The sequence below is a fragment of the Microbulbifer agarilyticus S89 genome (genome assembly GCF_000220505.1).
Classification (GTDB): Bacteria; Pseudomonadota; Gammaproteobacteria; order Pseudomonadales; family Cellvibrionaceae; genus Microbulbifer; species Microbulbifer agarilyticus_B.
This window is the reverse complement of record NZ_AFPJ01000008.1, coordinates 39047-55728: the sequence shown is the minus strand read 5'-3', so window position 1 is coordinate 55728 and position 16682 is coordinate 39047. Positions and strand designations below refer to the sequence as shown.

At 58.2% G+C, this 16682-nt stretch carries 15 protein-coding genes; 7 read left to right on the top strand and 8 right to left on the bottom strand.

Going from position 1 to position 16682, the window contains the following annotated elements; translation table 11 throughout:
- The first annotated feature begins 39 nt into the window (after window positions 1-39).
- From AS89_RS0102285 to AS89_RS0102275, 3 genes are all read left to right on the top strand, one after another.
- Window positions 40-1479, top strand: a complete 1440-nt coding sequence (locus tag AS89_RS0102285) for an FAD-dependent oxidoreductase (RefSeq protein ID WP_010130672.1) — start codon at window positions 40-42, stop codon at window positions 1477-1479.
- A 103-nt stretch (window positions 1480-1582) separates the two neighbouring features.
- On the top strand, window positions 1583-2554 hold the full coding sequence (locus AS89_RS0102280; protein ID WP_010130670.1) for a hypothetical protein: 972 nt from the start codon (window positions 1583-1585) through the stop codon (window positions 2552-2554).
- Window positions 2544-3074: a flavin reductase family protein gene (locus AS89_RS0102275; RefSeq protein WP_010130668.1), complete on the top strand. Its 531-nt coding sequence runs from the start codon at window positions 2544-2546 to the stop codon at window positions 3072-3074. The genes AS89_RS0102280 and AS89_RS0102275 overlap by 11 nt, the downstream gene beginning before the upstream one ends.
- Before the next feature lie 95 nt (window positions 3075-3169).
- Here the strand turns inward: AS89_RS0102275 and AS89_RS0102270 are convergent, their stop codons facing one another.
- Complete coding sequence (locus tag AS89_RS0102270; protein WP_202798367.1) at window positions 3170-4147, bottom strand: hydroxymethylglutaryl-CoA lyase; 978 nt, start codon at window positions 4145-4147, stop codon at window positions 3170-3172.
- Between the two features lie 125 nt (window positions 4148-4272).
- On the opposite strand from AS89_RS0102270, the gene AS89_RS0102265 reads away from it, so the two are divergent.
- The 4 genes from AS89_RS0102265 to AS89_RS0102250 all read left to right on the top strand — a co-directional run bounded on the left by AS89_RS0102265 (window position 4273) and on the right by AS89_RS0102250 (window position 8005).
- The gene (locus tag AS89_RS0102265) at window positions 4273-5484 is read left to right on the top strand and encodes a CaiB/BaiF CoA transferase family protein (protein ID WP_010130664.1); all 1212 of its coding nucleotides are present in this window, start codon (window positions 4273-4275) and stop codon (window positions 5482-5484) included.
- Window positions 5485-5556: 72 nt separating this feature from the next.
- Complete coding sequence (locus AS89_RS16700) at window positions 5557-6246, top strand: Crp/Fnr family transcriptional regulator (protein WP_081475647.1); 690 nt, start codon at window positions 5557-5559, stop codon at window positions 6244-6246.
- A 139-nt stretch (window positions 6247-6385) separates the two neighbouring features.
- Window positions 6386-7573 (top strand): class I SAM-dependent methyltransferase, encoded by a 1188-nt coding sequence (locus AS89_RS0102255; protein ID WP_010130662.1) that lies wholly within the window; start codon window positions 6386-6388, stop codon window positions 7571-7573.
- Window positions 7574-7609: 36 nt separating this feature from the next.
- The gene (locus tag AS89_RS0102250; RefSeq protein WP_010130660.1) at window positions 7610-8005 is read left to right on the top strand and encodes a hypothetical protein; all 396 of its coding nucleotides are present in this window, start codon (window positions 7610-7612) and stop codon (window positions 8003-8005) included.
- 43 nt (window positions 8006-8048) lie between these two features.
- On the opposite strand, the gene AS89_RS0102245 is transcribed toward AS89_RS0102250, so the two are convergent.
- The 7 genes from AS89_RS0102245 to leuC are packed head-to-tail and all read right to left on the bottom strand — an operon-like array spanning window position 8049 to window position 16632.
- On the bottom strand, window positions 8049-8903 hold the full coding sequence (locus AS89_RS0102245; RefSeq protein WP_010130659.1) for an enoyl-CoA hydratase/isomerase family protein: 855 nt from the start codon (window positions 8901-8903) through the stop codon (window positions 8049-8051).
- A 26-nt stretch (window positions 8904-8929) separates the two neighbouring features.
- Complete coding sequence (locus AS89_RS16695) at window positions 8930-10306, bottom strand: amidase (RefSeq protein WP_138976353.1); 1377 nt, start codon at window positions 10304-10306, stop codon at window positions 8930-8932.
- A 31-nt stretch (window positions 10307-10337) separates the two neighbouring features.
- Complete coding sequence (locus AS89_RS0102235) at window positions 10338-11738, bottom strand: phenylacetate--CoA ligase family protein (protein WP_010130657.1); 1401 nt, start codon at window positions 11736-11738, stop codon at window positions 10338-10340.
- A 52-nt stretch (window positions 11739-11790) separates the two neighbouring features.
- Window positions 11791-13185, bottom strand: coding sequence for an MmgE/PrpD family protein (locus tag AS89_RS0102230; RefSeq protein WP_010130656.1), 1395 nt, complete (start codon window positions 13183-13185; stop codon window positions 11791-11793).
- The gene (locus AS89_RS16690) at window positions 13182-14540 is read right to left on the bottom strand and encodes an MmgE/PrpD family protein (RefSeq protein WP_138976352.1); all 1359 of its coding nucleotides are present in this window, start codon (window positions 14538-14540) and stop codon (window positions 13182-13184) included. Before AS89_RS16690 ends, AS89_RS0102230 begins: the two co-directional genes overlap by 4 nt.
- Entirely contained in the window at window positions 14537-15187 is a 651-nt protein-coding gene (leuD, locus tag AS89_RS16685) for a 3-isopropylmalate dehydratase small subunit (protein ID WP_010130654.1), read from the bottom strand. Before leuD ends, AS89_RS16690 begins: the two co-directional genes overlap by 4 nt.
- On the bottom strand, window positions 15184-16632 hold the full coding sequence (leuC, locus tag AS89_RS0102215; protein WP_010130653.1) for a 3-isopropylmalate dehydratase large subunit: 1449 nt from the start codon (window positions 16630-16632) through the stop codon (window positions 15184-15186). Before leuC ends, leuD begins: the two co-directional genes overlap by 4 nt.
- Window positions 16633-16682 lie beyond the last annotated feature (50 nt).

The window sequence follows — 16682 nt, the reverse complement described above, 5'->3', positions numbered from 1 at the left end:
CGGCAGACCATCAAAATAAAAGTGATTTTGGAGCACTGAATGCAGGGGTATCGGATTTGGGAATGCCTGGTATGTGGCTGGGTTTACGACGAATTAAAGGGCGCACCCGAGGATGGCATAGCACCAAAAACCCGCTGGGAAGATATCCCCGATGACTGGCTGTGTCCGGAGTGTGGTGTAGGCAAGTGCGACTTTGAAATGATTGAAGTCCACGTGCAGCCTTCCAGTACCGCAACCCAGAACGATAGCCCGGAAGCTCGAGAAGCCGCCGAGTCCAACGCAGAATTGGCGGCTTTCGCCAACATCGATTACGCACGCAAACCCATCATCGTTATTGGCACCGGACTCGCGGGCTATCAACTGGCGAAAGAACTGCGCAAGCATGACGCCAGTACGCCACTCATTATGATTACTGCGGACGATGGAAACAGCTATTCAAAACCGCAGTTAAGTACCGCATTCCAAAAACGTCGCTCACCGGAGCAGCTGGTCAGCTCCGCTGCCCGTGAAATGGCAGAGACGCTTCAGGCCAACATCCTGACCTTCTCGAAGGTAAGCGCGATCGACACCGATGCCCACACGGTAACAATAGACACCGGGCGACAGCAGTCTCACCTGACCTACGACAAACTCGTGCTGGCACTGGGCTCAGAGCCAATTCATGCCCAGGTAGCAGGCAACGCCGCCGGTTGCGCATTCCATATCAATGACCTGCAAGATTTTCAGCGCTTTTATACCGCGGCCAGCGGTGCAAGATCAGTGCTGGTGATCGGCGGAGGCCTGATTGGCTGCGAATACGCGAACGATCTCGTTCAGTCCGGCTTCGGAGTGCATGTGGTGGAGCCGCAATCGCAAGTGCTCGGTAATTTGCTGCCGCCCAATGCCAGTTCACTGGTACAGTCAACACTGAGTCAGGCGGGAGTCAACCTCCACCTTGGCACCACGGTCAAGTCACTCAATTATCGCGGTTCCGGTGTACAGGCGGAGCTTGAGAATGGCACCCAAATTCAAGTTGATCGGGTGATCAGCGCGATTGGCGTGCGTCCCAGGGTTGAACTGGCGAAACAGTGCGGTATTCCCTGCAACCGCGGCGTACTGACAGACCGCTTGCTGGCCACGCAAATCGAGGATGTCTACGCGCTGGGTGACTGCGCCGAGGTAGATGGCCACAACCTCTGCTATGTGGCACCGCTCCTCGCTTCCGCGCAGGCGCTGGCGCGAACCCTGGCCGGCACGCCAACGCCGGTTTTCTACGACAGCATGCCGATCAACGTCAAAACCACACTCTGCCCGGTGATTACCTCACCCCCACCGCGTGGGACACAGGGCGACTGGCATTACACACGCGCGGACAACCGGGGCGTCGCAGCCCGCTTTACCAGCCCCAACGGGGAGCTGATGGGTTTTGCACTGGCCGGGGACGCCTGCCAGCAAGTCACCGAATTCAGTGAACAGGCGCCACCAATCATGCAGAATTGATTTTTGCCAAGGCGGGCACACACCCGTAGATTAGGATGGCATGAATATCCGCCAAAACGAGCCCCAAATGGCTAGTAAAGGCGCACACAACCGGTAACCGACTATGAGTAACGAAAAGAAGCCCAGTAACTGGCAGCAAGCGATTGAAGGTGAATGGCACGGCCTACCCTCGCTGTTTGAAGCGGACGGCACCCATGTGGGTTACAACAAGGTAAGCCGAGCCAGTGAGCACGAAAATGGCCGTACCACCTATTGGATGAACACTAAGTTCGATGCAACCGGTCCGCTGAACGATCGGTTTGAAATCGGCTCACCGTTTCGCTTTGGGGTAATCGATTCCGATATGGACCGGATCTATACCGGCCCGGACTTTTTTGGCAGTGGCCGCCCCTACGGGCTTCTGGTCGATTCCAATTATTTTTCCCCGGGCTGGAACGTCAACCTGCGCACCATGAACCACGTGGTTCCAGAACTTGGCATGCAGGTTTACTCCTCGCAGCTGTTCGAGGGCGACACGCTGGTTGGGGTATTTAACGGGCTGTACGTGGTAACCCATGATCACGACACCAACCCCACCACCCAGAAACGTGTCACTGCCTTCCTGGAGCAGGAAAAAGTGAACGGCAAGCGTCCGTTTAACTTGCCCGTAAAACATGCGGGCAAATTTACCGGCCGCTTTGAGGTGTACAACGATAAGCAGGAGCTGGTGGGCCACAACGACGTTGTCATTCACCACAACCCCCTCAATCTTCTGCACTCCGAGCAGACGATCGAAATTAGCGGCGTAGTCAATGCCAGCTGGAAAACCATGCGCACGCGCAACGGCAACCACCACCAGTATCACGGCCCAGACATGTACGGTAACGGTATGTCTTATGGACGCTACCTCTACTCCGTGCGCCACGTCTACGGTGAAGCGTTCAAGTTGTGGTCGCGGGAAACACAGATCGACGAAGATTACACCTTCGTTTGTGCCTGGCAGTTTATGCAGTCTCAGAAAGAAAAATACACCACCTTCGGCGTACTGCGCTGGGAAGAAGGTGACCTGAAACTGGGAGCGAATTATGTCGACTGAAGCAGAACTGTTGGCCCCGGCCAATGCCGATATCGCGGAACGGCACCACAAAATTGAACCGCTGAACCTGCGTCAGGTATTCGGCCAGTTTGCCACCGGCGTAACCATCGTCACCACCGGTTGCGAATCCGGTGAAGCCGTGGGTATGACGGTAAGCAGCTTCAACACCGTATCCCTCGATCCGCCCCTGATATTGTGGTGCATCGACAAGAAAACCGGCTGCTTCGATGCGTTCAACCAGTGTGAGCACTTTGCCATTCATGTGCTGAGCGACCAGCAAGACAACCTATCGAGCCTGTTCGCTCGCCGCGGCGTGGACAAGTTTTCCGAGCTGGATTACCACATGAGCGCCCAAGGTGTGCCGTTGCTGCATGAATACTGCGCGCGACTGCAATGCACGCTGACTGCGCGCCACGAAGGTGGTGATCACCTGATTATGGTGGGCCGGGTAGACGCCATGCACACCCAAGATCGCGAGCCGCTGCTATTTCATCGCGGCGCCTACGCCCGGATCGCCTAACGAATTCTTCATCGCTTGATTTACGTTCTCAAACTTGTAGATCCTTGCCGGCAGTTTACCTGCCGGCTTTTTTATGCGCGCAATAAAGTGCCCGATCAGGCGACCACTTCAGGCTCAGGCTCTGCGTACTGAAAACCTTTGGGCAAACCCGCGTCCGGTACAAACCCAAACAGCGGCTCATCCGGCAGGCCTCGCGCAAGTACTTCCCGCGCCGCCATCAATCGGTCGACATCCACCCCTGTCGAGTACCCCATCGCTTCCAGCAAGAACACCAGGTCCTCGGTAACAATATTGCCACTGGCACCCGGGGCAAACGGACAACCACCAATGCCGCCCATGGAGGCATCCACGGTGGTAATGCCTGCTTCCACAGCCGCCAGTACATTGGCTAACCCCTGACCACGGGTATTGTGCAAATGGACTCCATTCAACGCATCCCGGCCGAGGTGAGACCAGACAAGCTGGATCAATCGGCGCACCTGCACCGGATTTCCGTAACCGGTGGTATCGGACAGGCCCACCTCATCACATCCGGCCTTCATCAATCCCTCTCCCAGACGCAGCACCGCCTCTTCCGCTACCGGCCCTTCCAGCGTACAGCCAAAGCAAGTGGAAAGACTGCCCTCAAAACTCGGGCGCTGCTCCGCAGGCAACTGGTCCAACTGCGCGCGAATTTGACGCACTTCCTCCAACACCTGCTCGTGTGTTTTGCGCAGATTCTTCAGGCTATGGGTTTCACTGACGGATAGCGGGATCGTTAACTTGTGTGCGCCCGCTGCGATCGCATCCTTCGCGCCGCGCGCATTGGGCACCAGCACCGCCACCGTCAGGCCCGGCAGGGTTCTGGCGTAGCGCACTATTTCTGCGGTATCCGCCAACTGCGGCAACAACTTTGCCGGCACAAAGGACCCAACCTCGATCTCCCGCAACCCGGCATTGGCGAGCGCAGCAATCCAGCGCTTCTTGTCTTCGGTTGCCATGATGGCACTGATACTTTGCAAGCCGTCACGCGGCCCTACTTCGCTAATTTCGATCTGTTTGCCGCTCACGCCCGCCCCTCTCTGGTTACTCATCTTTTCTTTCGAATTGCTACGCGGCGCGTCCCCTGCGGGCGCACGCCATCTTGACCTAATGATATATTATTATAACATATACCCCATTGGCGATATAAACCGACGCATTCAGTGGAGAAGCCCTCATGGCGCAACAGGAACAGTTACCCCTCGCCGGCATCAAGGTTGTCGAGTTCACGCACATGGTGATGGGACCGGCCGCGGGAGGCATCCTCGCGGATCTCGGCGCAGAGGTAACCAAGGTCGAGCCTTGCCAGGGCGATAACACCCGTCGCCTGCGTGGCTCCGGAGCCGGCTACTTCGCCATGTACAACCGCAACAAGCGCAGCCTCGCGTTGGACCTCAAGTCCAAAGAAGGCAAAGACATCGCCCTGCGCCTGGTGGATGAAGCCGATGTGGTCATTGAGAACTTCCGTCACGGTGCCATGGATCGCCTGGGCCTTGGCTACGCCGACCTGAGCGCACGTAACCCGCGCCTGGTCTACTGCTCCCTGAAAGGCTTCCTTAGCGGGCCCTACGAACACCGCACCGCACTGGACGAAGTGACGCAAATGATGGGCGGCCTCGCCTACATGACCGGCCTGCCCGACCGCCCACTACGCGCCGGCACCTCGGTAGTGGACATCACCGGGGGCATGTTCGGTGTCATCGCTATTCTGTCCGCACTGCAGCAGCGCCAGACCAGCGGGCGCGGCCAGCAGGTAACCAGCTCTCTGTTCGAAACAACCGCATATCTGGTAGGCCAGCACATGGCTCAGCAAGCGGTCACCGGTGAAGAGCCGCCGCCCATGTCGGTACGCCGCAGCGCCTGGTCTGTGTACGACATTTTCCTGAGCAAGGAGAACGAACGCGTATTCGTCGGCGTGGTGAGCGACACCCTGTGGCGGGCGTTCTGCGAAGAGTTTGACTTGGACGAGCTGGCGAATGACCCAGCACTCAGCAGCAATGCCGGGCGCGTGGCCGCCCGGGACCGTTTGATTCCCCAAATCAGCACCCTGTTTGCCAGCCTGTCGAAGAGCGAGCTGATGACACGCCTCGACCGCGCGGGCATCCCCTTCGCTCCCATCAACAAGCCTGCAGACCTGTTTGACGACCCCCAGCTCAACAGCGCCGGAGGCCTGATCCCGGTCACCCTGGAAAACGGCACAGAGACCCAGCTGCCGGCGCTGCCGGTGGAGTTTGGGGGCCTGCGCCTAGGCCTGCGCCGGGATTTGCCGGAAATCGGCGAACACAGTGTGGAGGTGGCGCGCTCCCTGGGGCTGACCGATGAGCAAATCGACGCATTGATCGAACAGGGCCTGCTACTGGGTAGTCAACGCACCGAAGCGGCAAACTGACCCCTGCGGACGTAGACAGGCACGCTTGTTGGGTTTAGGCTGCTGGAATAAGAATTATCAGGAAGGATCACGGTGCCTAGTCCCGCATTGAAACCGCCGGAAACGTTTTTCCATTCCAGACTATTCCGCGGCCTTGGTAACGAGGAACTCGCGGACCTCACCGCCATATGTCAGCGCCGGCGTCTCTCTGCCGGCGAGCAGCTGATCAAGCAGCACAGCACTGCGCAAAATGTATACGTGGTGGTCTCCGGCACCCTCATGATTGAGCGTCTTTCCCGCTCGGGTCGCAGGCAGGTCATCGCCTTTGCCTACTCCGGGGACTATATCGGCTTTACCAATACGGAAGAATACGAGTACAGCGTGGTCTCCCTGCGCGAAACGGAATTGCAGTCCTTTGTCCGCCGCGAGTTTCTCGCACTGGTGGACCAATCCTCCACGCTGAAGGCCAATGCCCGTCAGATCGGCGGCAACGTATTGGCACAAACCCTCGATCAGCTGTTCGCGCTAGGACAAAAAAAGGCCCACGAGCGCCTGTGCTTTTTGCTGGCGCAGATCCGGCGACGCCAGTGCGGCACGCAAAACGCTGATATCGAATTGATTATGAGCCGTCAGGATATCGCCGACTATCTCGGCTTGACCATCGAAACTGTTAGCCGCGCCTTTGCCCGCCTCAAGTCCATGAAGCTCATCGAAATCGTGAGCGCCCACCGCATTCGCATTCTAGATCACGCCATCCTGGAAGAACTCGCCAGCGTTCACTAATTCCCGCCTACCGATCGATGCAAAAAGCGGGCGCCTTCGAGGCGTTCGCTGTGCAACCTACACAAGTTGATAATTGTCATGGGCAATGCCTCGGGCGCCGCTAGACTATCGGAAATCCTCGCAAATTGCGGAGTTCCCAATGGCCGACGCAGCTCGACAGGCACCGCCGGCGTGGAACGCAGTCGGGCGCCATGGTGTGTTTCCGAAAGCAAACCACGATGAAGTAGCCCGGTTCAATTTTCTTACGAACCTCAATATTCACCTCGCCTCGCAGGTACTGCCAGGTGTACGCAAAGCCTATGATCATCGGGTAGAGCAAGGTGCGGTACCGACCACGCGACGTGAAGTGGGTGAACTACTCAAGCGCGAACCGCTGTATCAATTCTGGAGTTCGTTGCGCCGCAACACCATGGAAATGCGCCAGCAAAACAGCCGCGCTATGGTGTTCCGCCAGCTGCCGGCCTTAATTGATCAGGCCCGCACGCTGAATAAAGACAGCCAATCGCTGCAATTAAATCCTGAGGTCAAAGTACCCCGCTACATCAGCGCCGTGGATATTCACTGTATGCCGGGCGGCTACCACACCGAGTATTGCGAAGATGACATCGCAGCCGGAGCCAACTACGACAGCGGTATTTTCGTGACCACTGCTGGCATGCTGGGTCGCTACAGCGATGGCGGCGGCCAGGCACTGGTGGAATGGCTGCGGGAACAGGCAGAAAAAGGTTTCCGCCCACGGCGTATTCTCGATATCGGCTGTACCGTTGGACACAACATTGTGCCGCTGGCGCAGGCATTCCCGGATACCGAAATCGTCGCCATTGATGTGGCCGCGCCGATGCTACGCTATGCCAATGCACGAGCCAAATCCCTCGGCGTAAACAACATCTTGTTCCGTCAGGAAAACGCTGAAGCGATCGAAGCGGAAGACGGTAGCTTTGATCTGATCATTACCTGCATGTTCCTGCATGAGACCTCGAGCCGCGCGCTACCGCGCATTCTGGCGGAGACCCACCGATTGCTGGCCAATGGCGGCAAAGTGGTGCACATCGAGCAACCACAGTTCACTCCGGACATGCCTCCCTACGAGCAGTTCATGCGCGACTGGGATACCCGCAATAACAACGAGCCCTTCTGGGGCACCCTGCATGATATGGACCTGTTCGAGGCTATCGAACAGGCGGGATTCGCGCGGGAAAATATTGCCACGCTGGGGCTGTACGCGGTGGTTGATGAAGAGCTGTTCCCGAGTGCGGCAAAAGCAGAAAGTGATACCGAAGACTATGGCCGCAAACCAGCCTGGCACGCGTACATCGCGAGCAAGTAGTCGAAATGTATATCAACGGAAATCCGGAGTAAGGGCATGACGCTAGATCCGATCACCATGGCGGGCAACAAAGCCCGCGGCAAGCGCCCGACATATTTCAAGGATTCGGATACCGATCGCCTGCTGTCTATTCTGATGGCGGTTGCCGGAGAGCTGGCGGTGACGCGCGAGCGTATGGACACCCTGGAGCGCCTGCTCGAAGAGCGCGGCCTGCTTAGTCGCGAGTCCATTGAGGGTTACACGCCGGACTCCGATGCCGCGCAGGCTCGCGGCCTGTGGCATCAGGATTTTATCGCCAGAATTCTGCGTGTGATCCAGCAGGAAATGGAACAGTTCGACGAAGATAAAAGTGCGCGTCAGCAGGCGAGAGAAGAAGCGGTCAGCGCGACCACCGAACTGGATGAGCTTATCGAGGAACTGGCTAACAGCTGAGTATTTAATACTCCTTTTATTGTTCCTCTTATTACTCCCCTTATCACTTCTGAGGCCAGCGAAAATCGGCTTTGCGTCGAGCCAAAAATGCGGCGCAACCTTCCGCAAAGTCGTTTCCGGAAAAAGCGTCGTCGAATGCACGCTTAAGCGCATCGGCACCCTCTGTGCCTTCCTCCGGCTCACCACCAGAGCCTCCAGCAAGATAACCCAGCGTGGCCTTGGTCCAGCGCACGGAATACTGGGAATTCTCGATTAGCGCCCGCGCTAGCCCTCGCGCCTTTTCCTCCAGCGCATCCCCTTCTGCTACATGCTGTACCAGACCTATCTGCAGCGCACGGGCCGCGTCTACGGGCAACCCGGTAAGCAGCATCTCGCGCGCATTGCCGTCACCCACCGCACGTACCAAGCGGCGGGTATCTTCAATGCTATACAGGATGCCGAGCTTGGCCGGAGTAATGGCAAAGGTTGCCGCAGTATCGCCAATACGCAGGTCACAGGCCAAGGCCAGGCCACAGCCACCGCCATAACAGGCACCGCGAACCAGCGCGATTGTCGGCCGGCTCAGACGCTGCAATTTCAGCTGTACTTCCTGGATCAGGGCATTCTGCTGGCGCATCACCGCTGGATCTGACATCGCCTGCGACAGCTCGGCGATATTGGCACCCGCACAAAAAGCCCGGGAGCCCGCCCCGCTGATCAATACCGCGCGAACCTGGTTATTCTGCTCAACTTGATCAAGCACACTGGCGAGCTGCTGCCACATCGCCACCGTCATGGCATTGCGCTGGTCTGGGTTTACCAGCGTGATGCGGGCCAGTCCGTCATCCAACCGCATTTCAACGCGCGGCGTGCCGGTGGTATTTCCTTCGCTTTGTTGCGCAGTTACTTCACTTGTCATACTTTCTCTCTTGCTTCTCAGCAGATTCATGCGGTAACCGCCAGATCGTGTTCCGCCAGCCACTCCTGCAACGCCACGGAGATTGCCAGCAGCGCAACTTCCGATCCAGCAGCGCCAATTACCTGCAGGCCAAACGGCAAGCCTTCTGCGGAGTCCCCGAGCGGGATGCTGATTGCCGGTAACCCCGCCATATTTGCCACACTGGTCAGGTTCGCCTGGTTGACCGGTACGGCCTGCTCAAACGGAAACGCCGTTTGCGGCGCGGTGGGGGTCAACAGAAAATCGACATTCTGTAATTGCTGTCGCAGCCAGTCTCCGGCCGCTTGCACCTTGTCCGAGGCCTGCACCAGTTCCGGCGCAGAGCGTTCTGCACCCCACTGCATGAGCCCGCGCAGCTGCTCAGAAAACAATTGCGGCTGCCGCTGGCGTTCGGCAGAAAAGGTGACGTTCGCTTCCGCCTCGCACAACAAAAGCCCTGCACGGCGAATCGCGGAAAAATCGATGGCGGAAAAGTTTAACGGCACATGCCCGGCGCCCGGCAGGCGTTTGGCCAGATCGCGAAAAGCTTCGCTGATCCCCTCCTCTACGCCAACCCCTGCGCAGTCTTCCAGCACCGCCCAGCGCACACTGCCTAAATCGGTTCTGCGCGCTGGCGGTACCTGATTATTCGCGGTGCCATTCAGGATCGGCCACAGTTCGCGCAGATCCCGTGCCGACCTCGCCAGCGGGCCCACGGTATCCAGTTGCCGGCACAAACGGGTAACCCCTGCCGTTGTCAGGCTCTCGCGGCCGGGTTTAAGGCCGGCGACGCCGCAGTAGCTTGCCGGGATGCGCACCGACCCCATGGTGTCGGTACCGAGGGCGAAAGCACACAGGCCTGCCGCTACTGCAGCGCCCGAGCCGCCACTGGAGCCACCCGGGGTATAGCCGGCCCGCAACGGGTTTTCACAGCGGCCCCAGTGCGGGTTGTCGTTGGTCGCACCCAGCGCAACCTCATGCATATTCAGTTTGCCGAGAATAATCACGCCGGCCGCACGCAGTCGCGCCACTACCGGGGCATCTTCCCGTGCCAGCGGTGCCGTATCGCCATAACCGAGGCCATTGGAGGTGGGCATACCCGCAACATCGATATTGTCTTTCACCGCACAGGTCAGCCCGTCAAAGATCGATAAGGGCTTGCCCATACGCCTACGCACATCCGCCTCGCGCGCGGCATTCATGGCACCCTCGCGATCAATATGCAGGAAGGCATTGATGCCCTGCTGGCTGTCGGCAATGGCCGCGAGCGTGCGCGCGGTGAGCGCCTGGCTACTCAGGTCTCCGCGCTGCAGACACGCCGCCAGTGCGGTTGCATCCTTGGCAAGAATTTCATCACTGATTGCACGATGTTGCTTACGGGACATGGCTTTTTTCCAGAAAAGAATACGCACAGAGTTACCCAAACCGGCGATCAAGTAAACGCAGGGGCTTCTGCCGGCGGTCAATCTCGGTCCAACGCGCGGTTTCTCCTGCGGACACTATCTCAACGCCCACTTCCAGGCCGAGCTTGAGCTTCAACAAGGCAGCACACTGTTCGGCAATTGCCGGGTGCCCTGCGACCGTGTCGGAGACTTCCACCATCACCGTCAACGTTTCCCGCCCGCTATCATCGCGCTCGGCAATGCAGACGTATTCACCGGTAAAGCTCGACAGCTCTGCCAGCATGCCACCGATACCGTGCGGATAAACGTTGATGCCGCGCAGCTTGACCATGTTGTCGGAGCGCCCGAGGAATCCACGGATACGGCGGAACGGCAGCTGGAACGGGTTTTCACCGACGATTTCCGAGGTGATATCACAGGTATTAAAGCGAATCACCGGATAGATATCGTCCTTGTACAGGCAGGTCACTACCATGTTGCCCGTGTCACCCGGTGTTACCGGCTGATCGCTATCCACGTCCAGCAGCTCCAGGTACTGAGCATCTTCCCAAACGTATAGGCCATTCTGGTCCGGTCCCTCGGCGGCAACACAGCCGGTATCGGCAACGCCGTACCAGTCGTACAGTTTCGCACCACCCCAAGCTTCGCTCAGCGCTGCGCGCGTCTCCTGCCCGAGGTGCCCGATAATCATATCCACCGGTATATCTTTGCCCGGCTGAATCCCCTGCTCTTCCGCCACGCTGGCGAGCTTTTTGATGTAATCGGCAAACCCAACCAGCACGTTGACGCCAAAGTCCTGCATCAACTGCACCTGCTGGGCAGAGCGGGTTTCCAGGCCGGTGCCGGAAGAGAGAAACAGTGCATTGGTATAACGGGTTACCGCTTCACGGATATAGTGGCCGCCGTTAATCATCCCGTGCCCATAGGTGGACTGCACAGTAGCGCCGGGCTTTAGTCCCATAAAGCGGTAGGAGCGCGCCACCAACATGGCCTGGATCTCGCGCCCGCGCGGCCCGAAAATAATTGGCTGGGGTCTGCCGGTGGTGCCGCTGGTGGTATGGAAAACCACTGGCGGACGCTCCTCCGGGGCCAGCCCTTCTAGCCCGCTGAAATCGCCGATCGGCGGAAACTTCTCGACACTTTGCATAATGTCGGACTTGGAAAAGACCGGCAGTTTTTCAATATCGTCGAGGCTCTGAATATCCTCTCGTTTTATACCCGCATCGCCCCACAGGCGCTGGTAAAACGGAATTTCCCAGCCACGTGCCATCAACTTTAGGAAGCGCTGGTTCTGCAGCTCGCGTAGTTGTTCGCGCGTCATTCCCTGATAACGCTCTAGAAAGGCATCCCCCAGTGGGTAATCCGCAAGCGCCTGCTGGACATCAAAGCTTTCAAAATAGCTTGGGTAAGGCATAACTGGTTTGCACTCTCTTTTACTAATTACTGGCTTTTACTAGTTACTGGCTTTAACTGGTTACAGAAACAGGCCGCTGTTGGGGCGTCAGCAGCGCGGTCAATTGGGTAATAGATTGCAGCTGATCCAGCTGCGCTATCTTGGCAAGGATTTGTTCAGCCTGTTCTGAATCCACGGGATTGCGCGCAGATGCCAGGCAGTTAACAAACTTTTCCTGCTGTCGTTTGCGGCTCAAGGGACTGTCGGGGTGGCCGAGGATGCTGGCCATCTCACGCCGGTATTCACTGCCATCTTTCAAGCAAACGATTACTGTCTGCGGCGCCAGTGCATTTGGATCCTCGCTCGCAGAGGGGCACATGCGTACACGCTGTGCCAGTGCCAGGCGCACTGGATCTGCCAGCGCATCGCGATCAAATGCCTGCACGCCGACATCGCCGGTCAGCAACAAGGTTGCGGCTACATAACCAATACACAAGCGGGCGTAATTCACGCTCATGTCGGGCTGCGCCGGGCGATCCACCAGGCGTCGCACCAGCGGCGGTGCTTCTATCTGGACAGACTCAATATCATTTGCGGCAAAGCCATGCTCACCACGCAGTTGCATTAGCGCATCGAGCGTTCCGTGTGCAGCGCGACCGGTGGGAAACGGTTTGTGGCTCACCCGGCCGATTTGCCATTCACGCCCTAACTTTGCAAAGGCGCTCTGGGCGTTTCCGTCGGATTCCATAATGGAGAAGTAACCGTAATCACCACTGAGAAAATTCGCCGGTCCGACCAAGCCGAAACCGGCCATGTCCGCCGCAGTAATCGCATTGCGTGCGTTGAACGCAACTTGCATTGGCAACACAGCCACACCCTCGGTATGCGCCTGCATGGTGCCACCGGTCTGACTGTAGGCAATGGACATCGCCTGCTGAATCTGCGCGCGATCGTAGCCACGCAAGCGCGCGATCCCCCCCGCTGCGCCAATGCACCCGGCGGTACCCGGACGGAAGAATCGCATGGGTTTATCGGCACTCATTCCGAGTACCGTGGCCACGTCGACCGCCAACGCCAGCGATAACAACAGCGCCCGCCCATCGGCATTGCGCGCTTCTGCCTCTGCCATCAGCGCGGAGAGAATCACCGCCATGGGATGCACTACCGCCTCTTCATGGACACAGTCGAATTCCTGACAGTGGATTTGATAGGCGTTGACCATCGCCGCATGCATGACAGGCAGGTGAACCCGTGTACCCCAGACCGTTGCAGACTTGCCCTCGTCCGCGCAGCCCCATCCCTGAGCGGTTTCAAGCAACTGTGCCGCATAGGGAATTCTTGAGCCGCTAATGCCAACGCCAATGGAGTCCAGCAAAAATGTTTTGCAGGCTTCTATTGCCGCAGCATCCAGATCTGCAAACTGGCTCTCGGCAACATGCTCCACCAGCCGCTGCTCGTAGCTGGTCACCGGGGCTCTCCCAATCCACGCAGGGCCGTAAACAGAGAATTCAGGTCGCCCTGTCCACTCAGGTTCAACGTTACTTCCAACACATCTTCCGTGGTTGCCGGACCAATGCCCGCAGCTGAGAACAGCGTGCGCGCCTTATCGATAATATCTTCACTTGTGAGCGGCCATTCCGGGTCTCCCCAGGCATCGGGTGCCGCCATTTCCCATTCACTGCCATCCTGCAGAACCACTCGTACCGTCGCACCAAAATGCGCGGGATACGCGCGCTGATGTGCCTCGCTCACGTGCAGGGTGACTTTGCCGCGTAGCTCTGCCACATCAGAGCGGGCAATAGTTTCTTCGCCAAAGTGCTCAATCGCCGGCGCGCCAAACAGAATTGCCACTGCAGCGCAGTGCTGGAGACTGAAGCGCGCCTGCGCCGGTGACTCTGGATGTTTGCGGTCGCAGAACATCAATGCATCGCCGAAGGTACTGATATGCAACTCGCGCACGTCTTCAGCTGACACTTCGCCCAGAGCTCTGACGGCATCGATCGTCGGGTGGGTGTGACGGCAAGCCGGCCACGGTTTGAAGCTGCACTGAAACAGCAGCCATCCTTCTGACGCCTGATCAATAACTGCCAGTGGCATGGCCTGTGAGGAGGTTGCCGCAAAGAATCCCTGAGTCCCCTCGAGCAGACTGGCCGGCCCACGCAGCTCGCTGGAAGCGAGTAGCGCAGCCTGTACACCGGCATGTGCCGCGCCGGCGTTGTGCAGATGCTTGGTCTCTACCGCCTCATGGCGCATTTGCCAAAAGCCACCGGTACGGCTACCTGCATTCGCAAGGGCCCACACGGTTTGCTCGTGATTAAGATCCAACAGATGTGCGGCAGCTGCCGCCGCACCGAAGCTGCCACAGGTAGAGGTGCTGTGATAAAGCGCGTAATGATCGCGGCCGAGCGCGCGGCCAATGCGGATCATCACTTCATAGCCCACCACAATGGATGACAGCAGCTTACGAGGGTTCGCCCCCACCATTTCGGCAACCGCCAATGCGGCAGGAATAATTACCGGCCCGGGGTGCAGGGTGGATGTACGGTGCAGGTCATCCATCTCGGACACACTGCCAAGGGCACCGTGAAACTGCAACGCGTCCTGCCAGCAACTGTCGCTGCCGTTCAAATTCCAGTTTTTGCCGGAAGCGCCCCACTCTGCGAGATAGCCCTGAAGCTTTTCTGCCAGTTCACTGCGCGCGCCGTACACACTGCAACCAAGCCAGTCCAGTAAATGCAGCTGTGCCCGTTCCAAGGTCGCATCGTCAATTTCCCGATCCAGCAGCGATACCAGCTGCTCTAGCAGAGTCATGGGTTGATTCACGGCAATACTCCTTCCACACAATCTTCAAAAGGGGCAAACGCCCAGGCGTGCTTTTTGCGACGCGTATTTTCAAACTGATCGATCAGCTTCCGCTGCTGCAGGGTGAGCGCGATGGGGTCGAGGCCATTCAACAGCATGTGACGCGCGCCCTCTTCCAGCGCGAATTCAAGTTCGCGGTCACCACACACGATGCGGCAACGATTAAGGTCGATTTCCACCAGATTAATTTGCGGATCTTTCTGCACCCGCTCGGCGAGATCGCTGATGGCCTGTTCATCGAGGCACACCGGCAATATGCCGTTGCGGATGCAGTTGGTGTGAAAGATAGCCCCGAATCCACTGGCGATCACCGCGCGAATGCCATACTCCGCCAGTGCCCAAACCGCATGTTCGCGCGAGGACCCGCAACCAAAATTTTCACCGCTCAGCAAGATCGATGTATTGCGGTACTCCGGTCGATTAAGAACGAATGATGGATTTTGCTCGCGGCCGCCGGGCAAGGTGTAGCGCCAGCCGGCGAACAGACCTTCTCCCAGCCCCTGCTTGGATACGCGTTTCATTTCCCGCGATGGGATAATGGCGTCGGTGTCGATATTCCGACGCAACAATGGCGCGGCGACACCCGTGTGAACCGTAAATGCTTTCATGACGCCAATAACTCGCTCTCCGCCAGCATTTCTGCTGAGATAAAAGACCCCGCAATGGCCGATGCAGCGACAGTGGCAGGGCTTGCGAGATGTGTGCGGGTATTCGGCCCCTGACGCCCTTCAAAATTTCGGTTGGTTGTAGAAATCACACGCTGGTTTGCGCCAAACGTCTCTCCACCGGCGTAAAAGCACATGGAGCAACCGGAGTCCCGCCACTCAAATCCCGCAGCGGTGAAAATCTGATCCAATCCTTCTCGCTCGGCGGCTTTTTTGACCCGCCGAGAACCGGGCACAACAACGCCGCGCACACCGGGCGCAATTCTTCGCCCCTTAACCACCGCGGCCGCAGCCTGCAGATCACTCAGACGACTATTGGTACAGGAACCGATAAAGGCGGCATCAATCGAGATGTCGACAAGATGTTTGCCTGGTGCCAAATTCTGGTACGCGAGCGCCCGCACCGCCGATTCACGACGGTGATCTTCCGCAAAGGTATCCGGATAGGGAATCGATTCGCCGATGCTCACAACCTGTTCGGGGCTGGTGCCCCAGGTCACTGCCGGCTGAATGGTGGACGCGTCCACATGCAGTTCACGGTCGAAGCGCGCGGCTTCATCACTGCGCAGGGAGCGCCAGTGTTCGACGGCATCCCGCCAGTGTTCGCCCTTGGGAGCGAAATCACGCCCGTGGAAATACGCCTCAACTTTTTCGTCAGGCGCGATCACCGCAGTAAACGCAGAGAATTCCACCGCCATGTTGCACAGGGTGAAGCGGGCCTCCACTTCCAAATCCCGCACGGTAGAACCGGCGAACTCCACGGCGTAACCCGCCCCACCATTTGCGCCGAAACGTGCAATCAGGTTCAGGACCAAGTCCTTCGCGGTCACACCAGGCTGCAGTGCGCCATCAATGACAACACGCATATTTTTTGGCTTGCGCACACGCAAGGTGCCCGTCGCCATCGCATGCTCCGCTTCGCTGGACCCTATCCCCCAGGCCAAAGCACCAATCGCGCCCTGGGTACAGGTGTGGCTGTCTGGGCAAACCAGTGTCAGCCCCGGTAGAACCAGCCCCTGCTCTGGGGAAATGACATGCACAATTCCCTGATTGGGATCATCGACATCAAATAAACGAATGTTCGCGGCACGCGTCTCGTTGCGAGTCGCGGTAATAAAGTCTGTCCCCGAGGGCATCAGCGTTGCATCGCCGCGCCCGGGAAAGGTATCGACGATATGGTCCATGGTGCAAAACACTTTGCGCGCATCACGCACGCCATAACCGGCCGCGTGCAGGCTTTGCAACGCAATGGAGCCGGTGCGCTCGTGCAGGAAAACCCGATCCAGATAGAGCAACGTTTCCCCATTGTCGAGCTCGCATACGGCGTGCTCCCACCACAACTTGTCAAATAGCGTGGTCGCCTCCGAAATCGCCCCCGGTGTCGTCATTGCCCCTGCCCTCCTGTACCCTCGGGTCAGATAAGATCTTTTCTCTGCGT

Bases quoted from the DNA above. Each gene is read 5' to 3' on its own strand.
- AS89_RS0102285 (WP_010130672.1), top strand. From the start codon at position 40: ATGCAGGGGTATCGGATTTGGGAATGCCTGGTATGTGGCTGGGTTTAC.
- AS89_RS0102280 (WP_010130670.1), top strand. From the start codon at position 1,583: ATGAGTAACGAAAAGAAGCCCAGTAACTGGCAGCAAGCGATTGAAGGT.
- AS89_RS0102275 (WP_010130668.1), top strand. From the start codon at position 2,544: ATGTCGACTGAAGCAGAACTGTTGGCCCCGGCCAATGCCGATATCGCG.
- AS89_RS0102270 (WP_202798367.1), bottom strand. From the start codon at position 4,147: ATGAGTAACCAGAGAGGGGCGGGCGTGAGCGGCAAACAGATCGAAATT.
- AS89_RS0102265 (WP_010130664.1), top strand. From the start codon at position 4,273: ATGGCGCAACAGGAACAGTTACCCCTCGCCGGCATCAAGGTTGTCGAG.
- AS89_RS0102255 (WP_010130662.1), top strand. From the start codon at position 6,386: ATGGCCGACGCAGCTCGACAGGCACCGCCGGCGTGGAACGCAGTCGGG.
- AS89_RS0102250 (WP_010130660.1), top strand. From the start codon at position 7,610: ATGACGCTAGATCCGATCACCATGGCGGGCAACAAAGCCCGCGGCAAG.
- AS89_RS0102245 (WP_010130659.1), bottom strand. From the start codon at position 8,903: ATGACAAGTGAAGTAACTGCGCAACAAAGCGAAGGAAATACCACCGGC.
- AS89_RS16695 (WP_138976353.1), bottom strand. From the start codon at position 10,306: ATGTCCCGTAAGCAACATCGTGCAATCAGTGATGAAATTCTTGCCAAG.
- AS89_RS0102235 (WP_010130657.1), bottom strand. From the start codon at position 11,738: ATGCCTTACCCAAGCTATTTTGAAAGCTTTGATGTCCAGCAGGCGCTT.
- leuD (WP_010130654.1), bottom strand. From the start codon at position 15,187: ATGAAAGCATTTACGGTTCACACGGGTGTCGCCGCGCCATTGTTGCGT.
- leuC (WP_010130653.1), bottom strand. From the start codon at position 16,632: ATGACGACACCGGGGGCGATTTCGGAGGCGACCACGCTATTTGACAAG.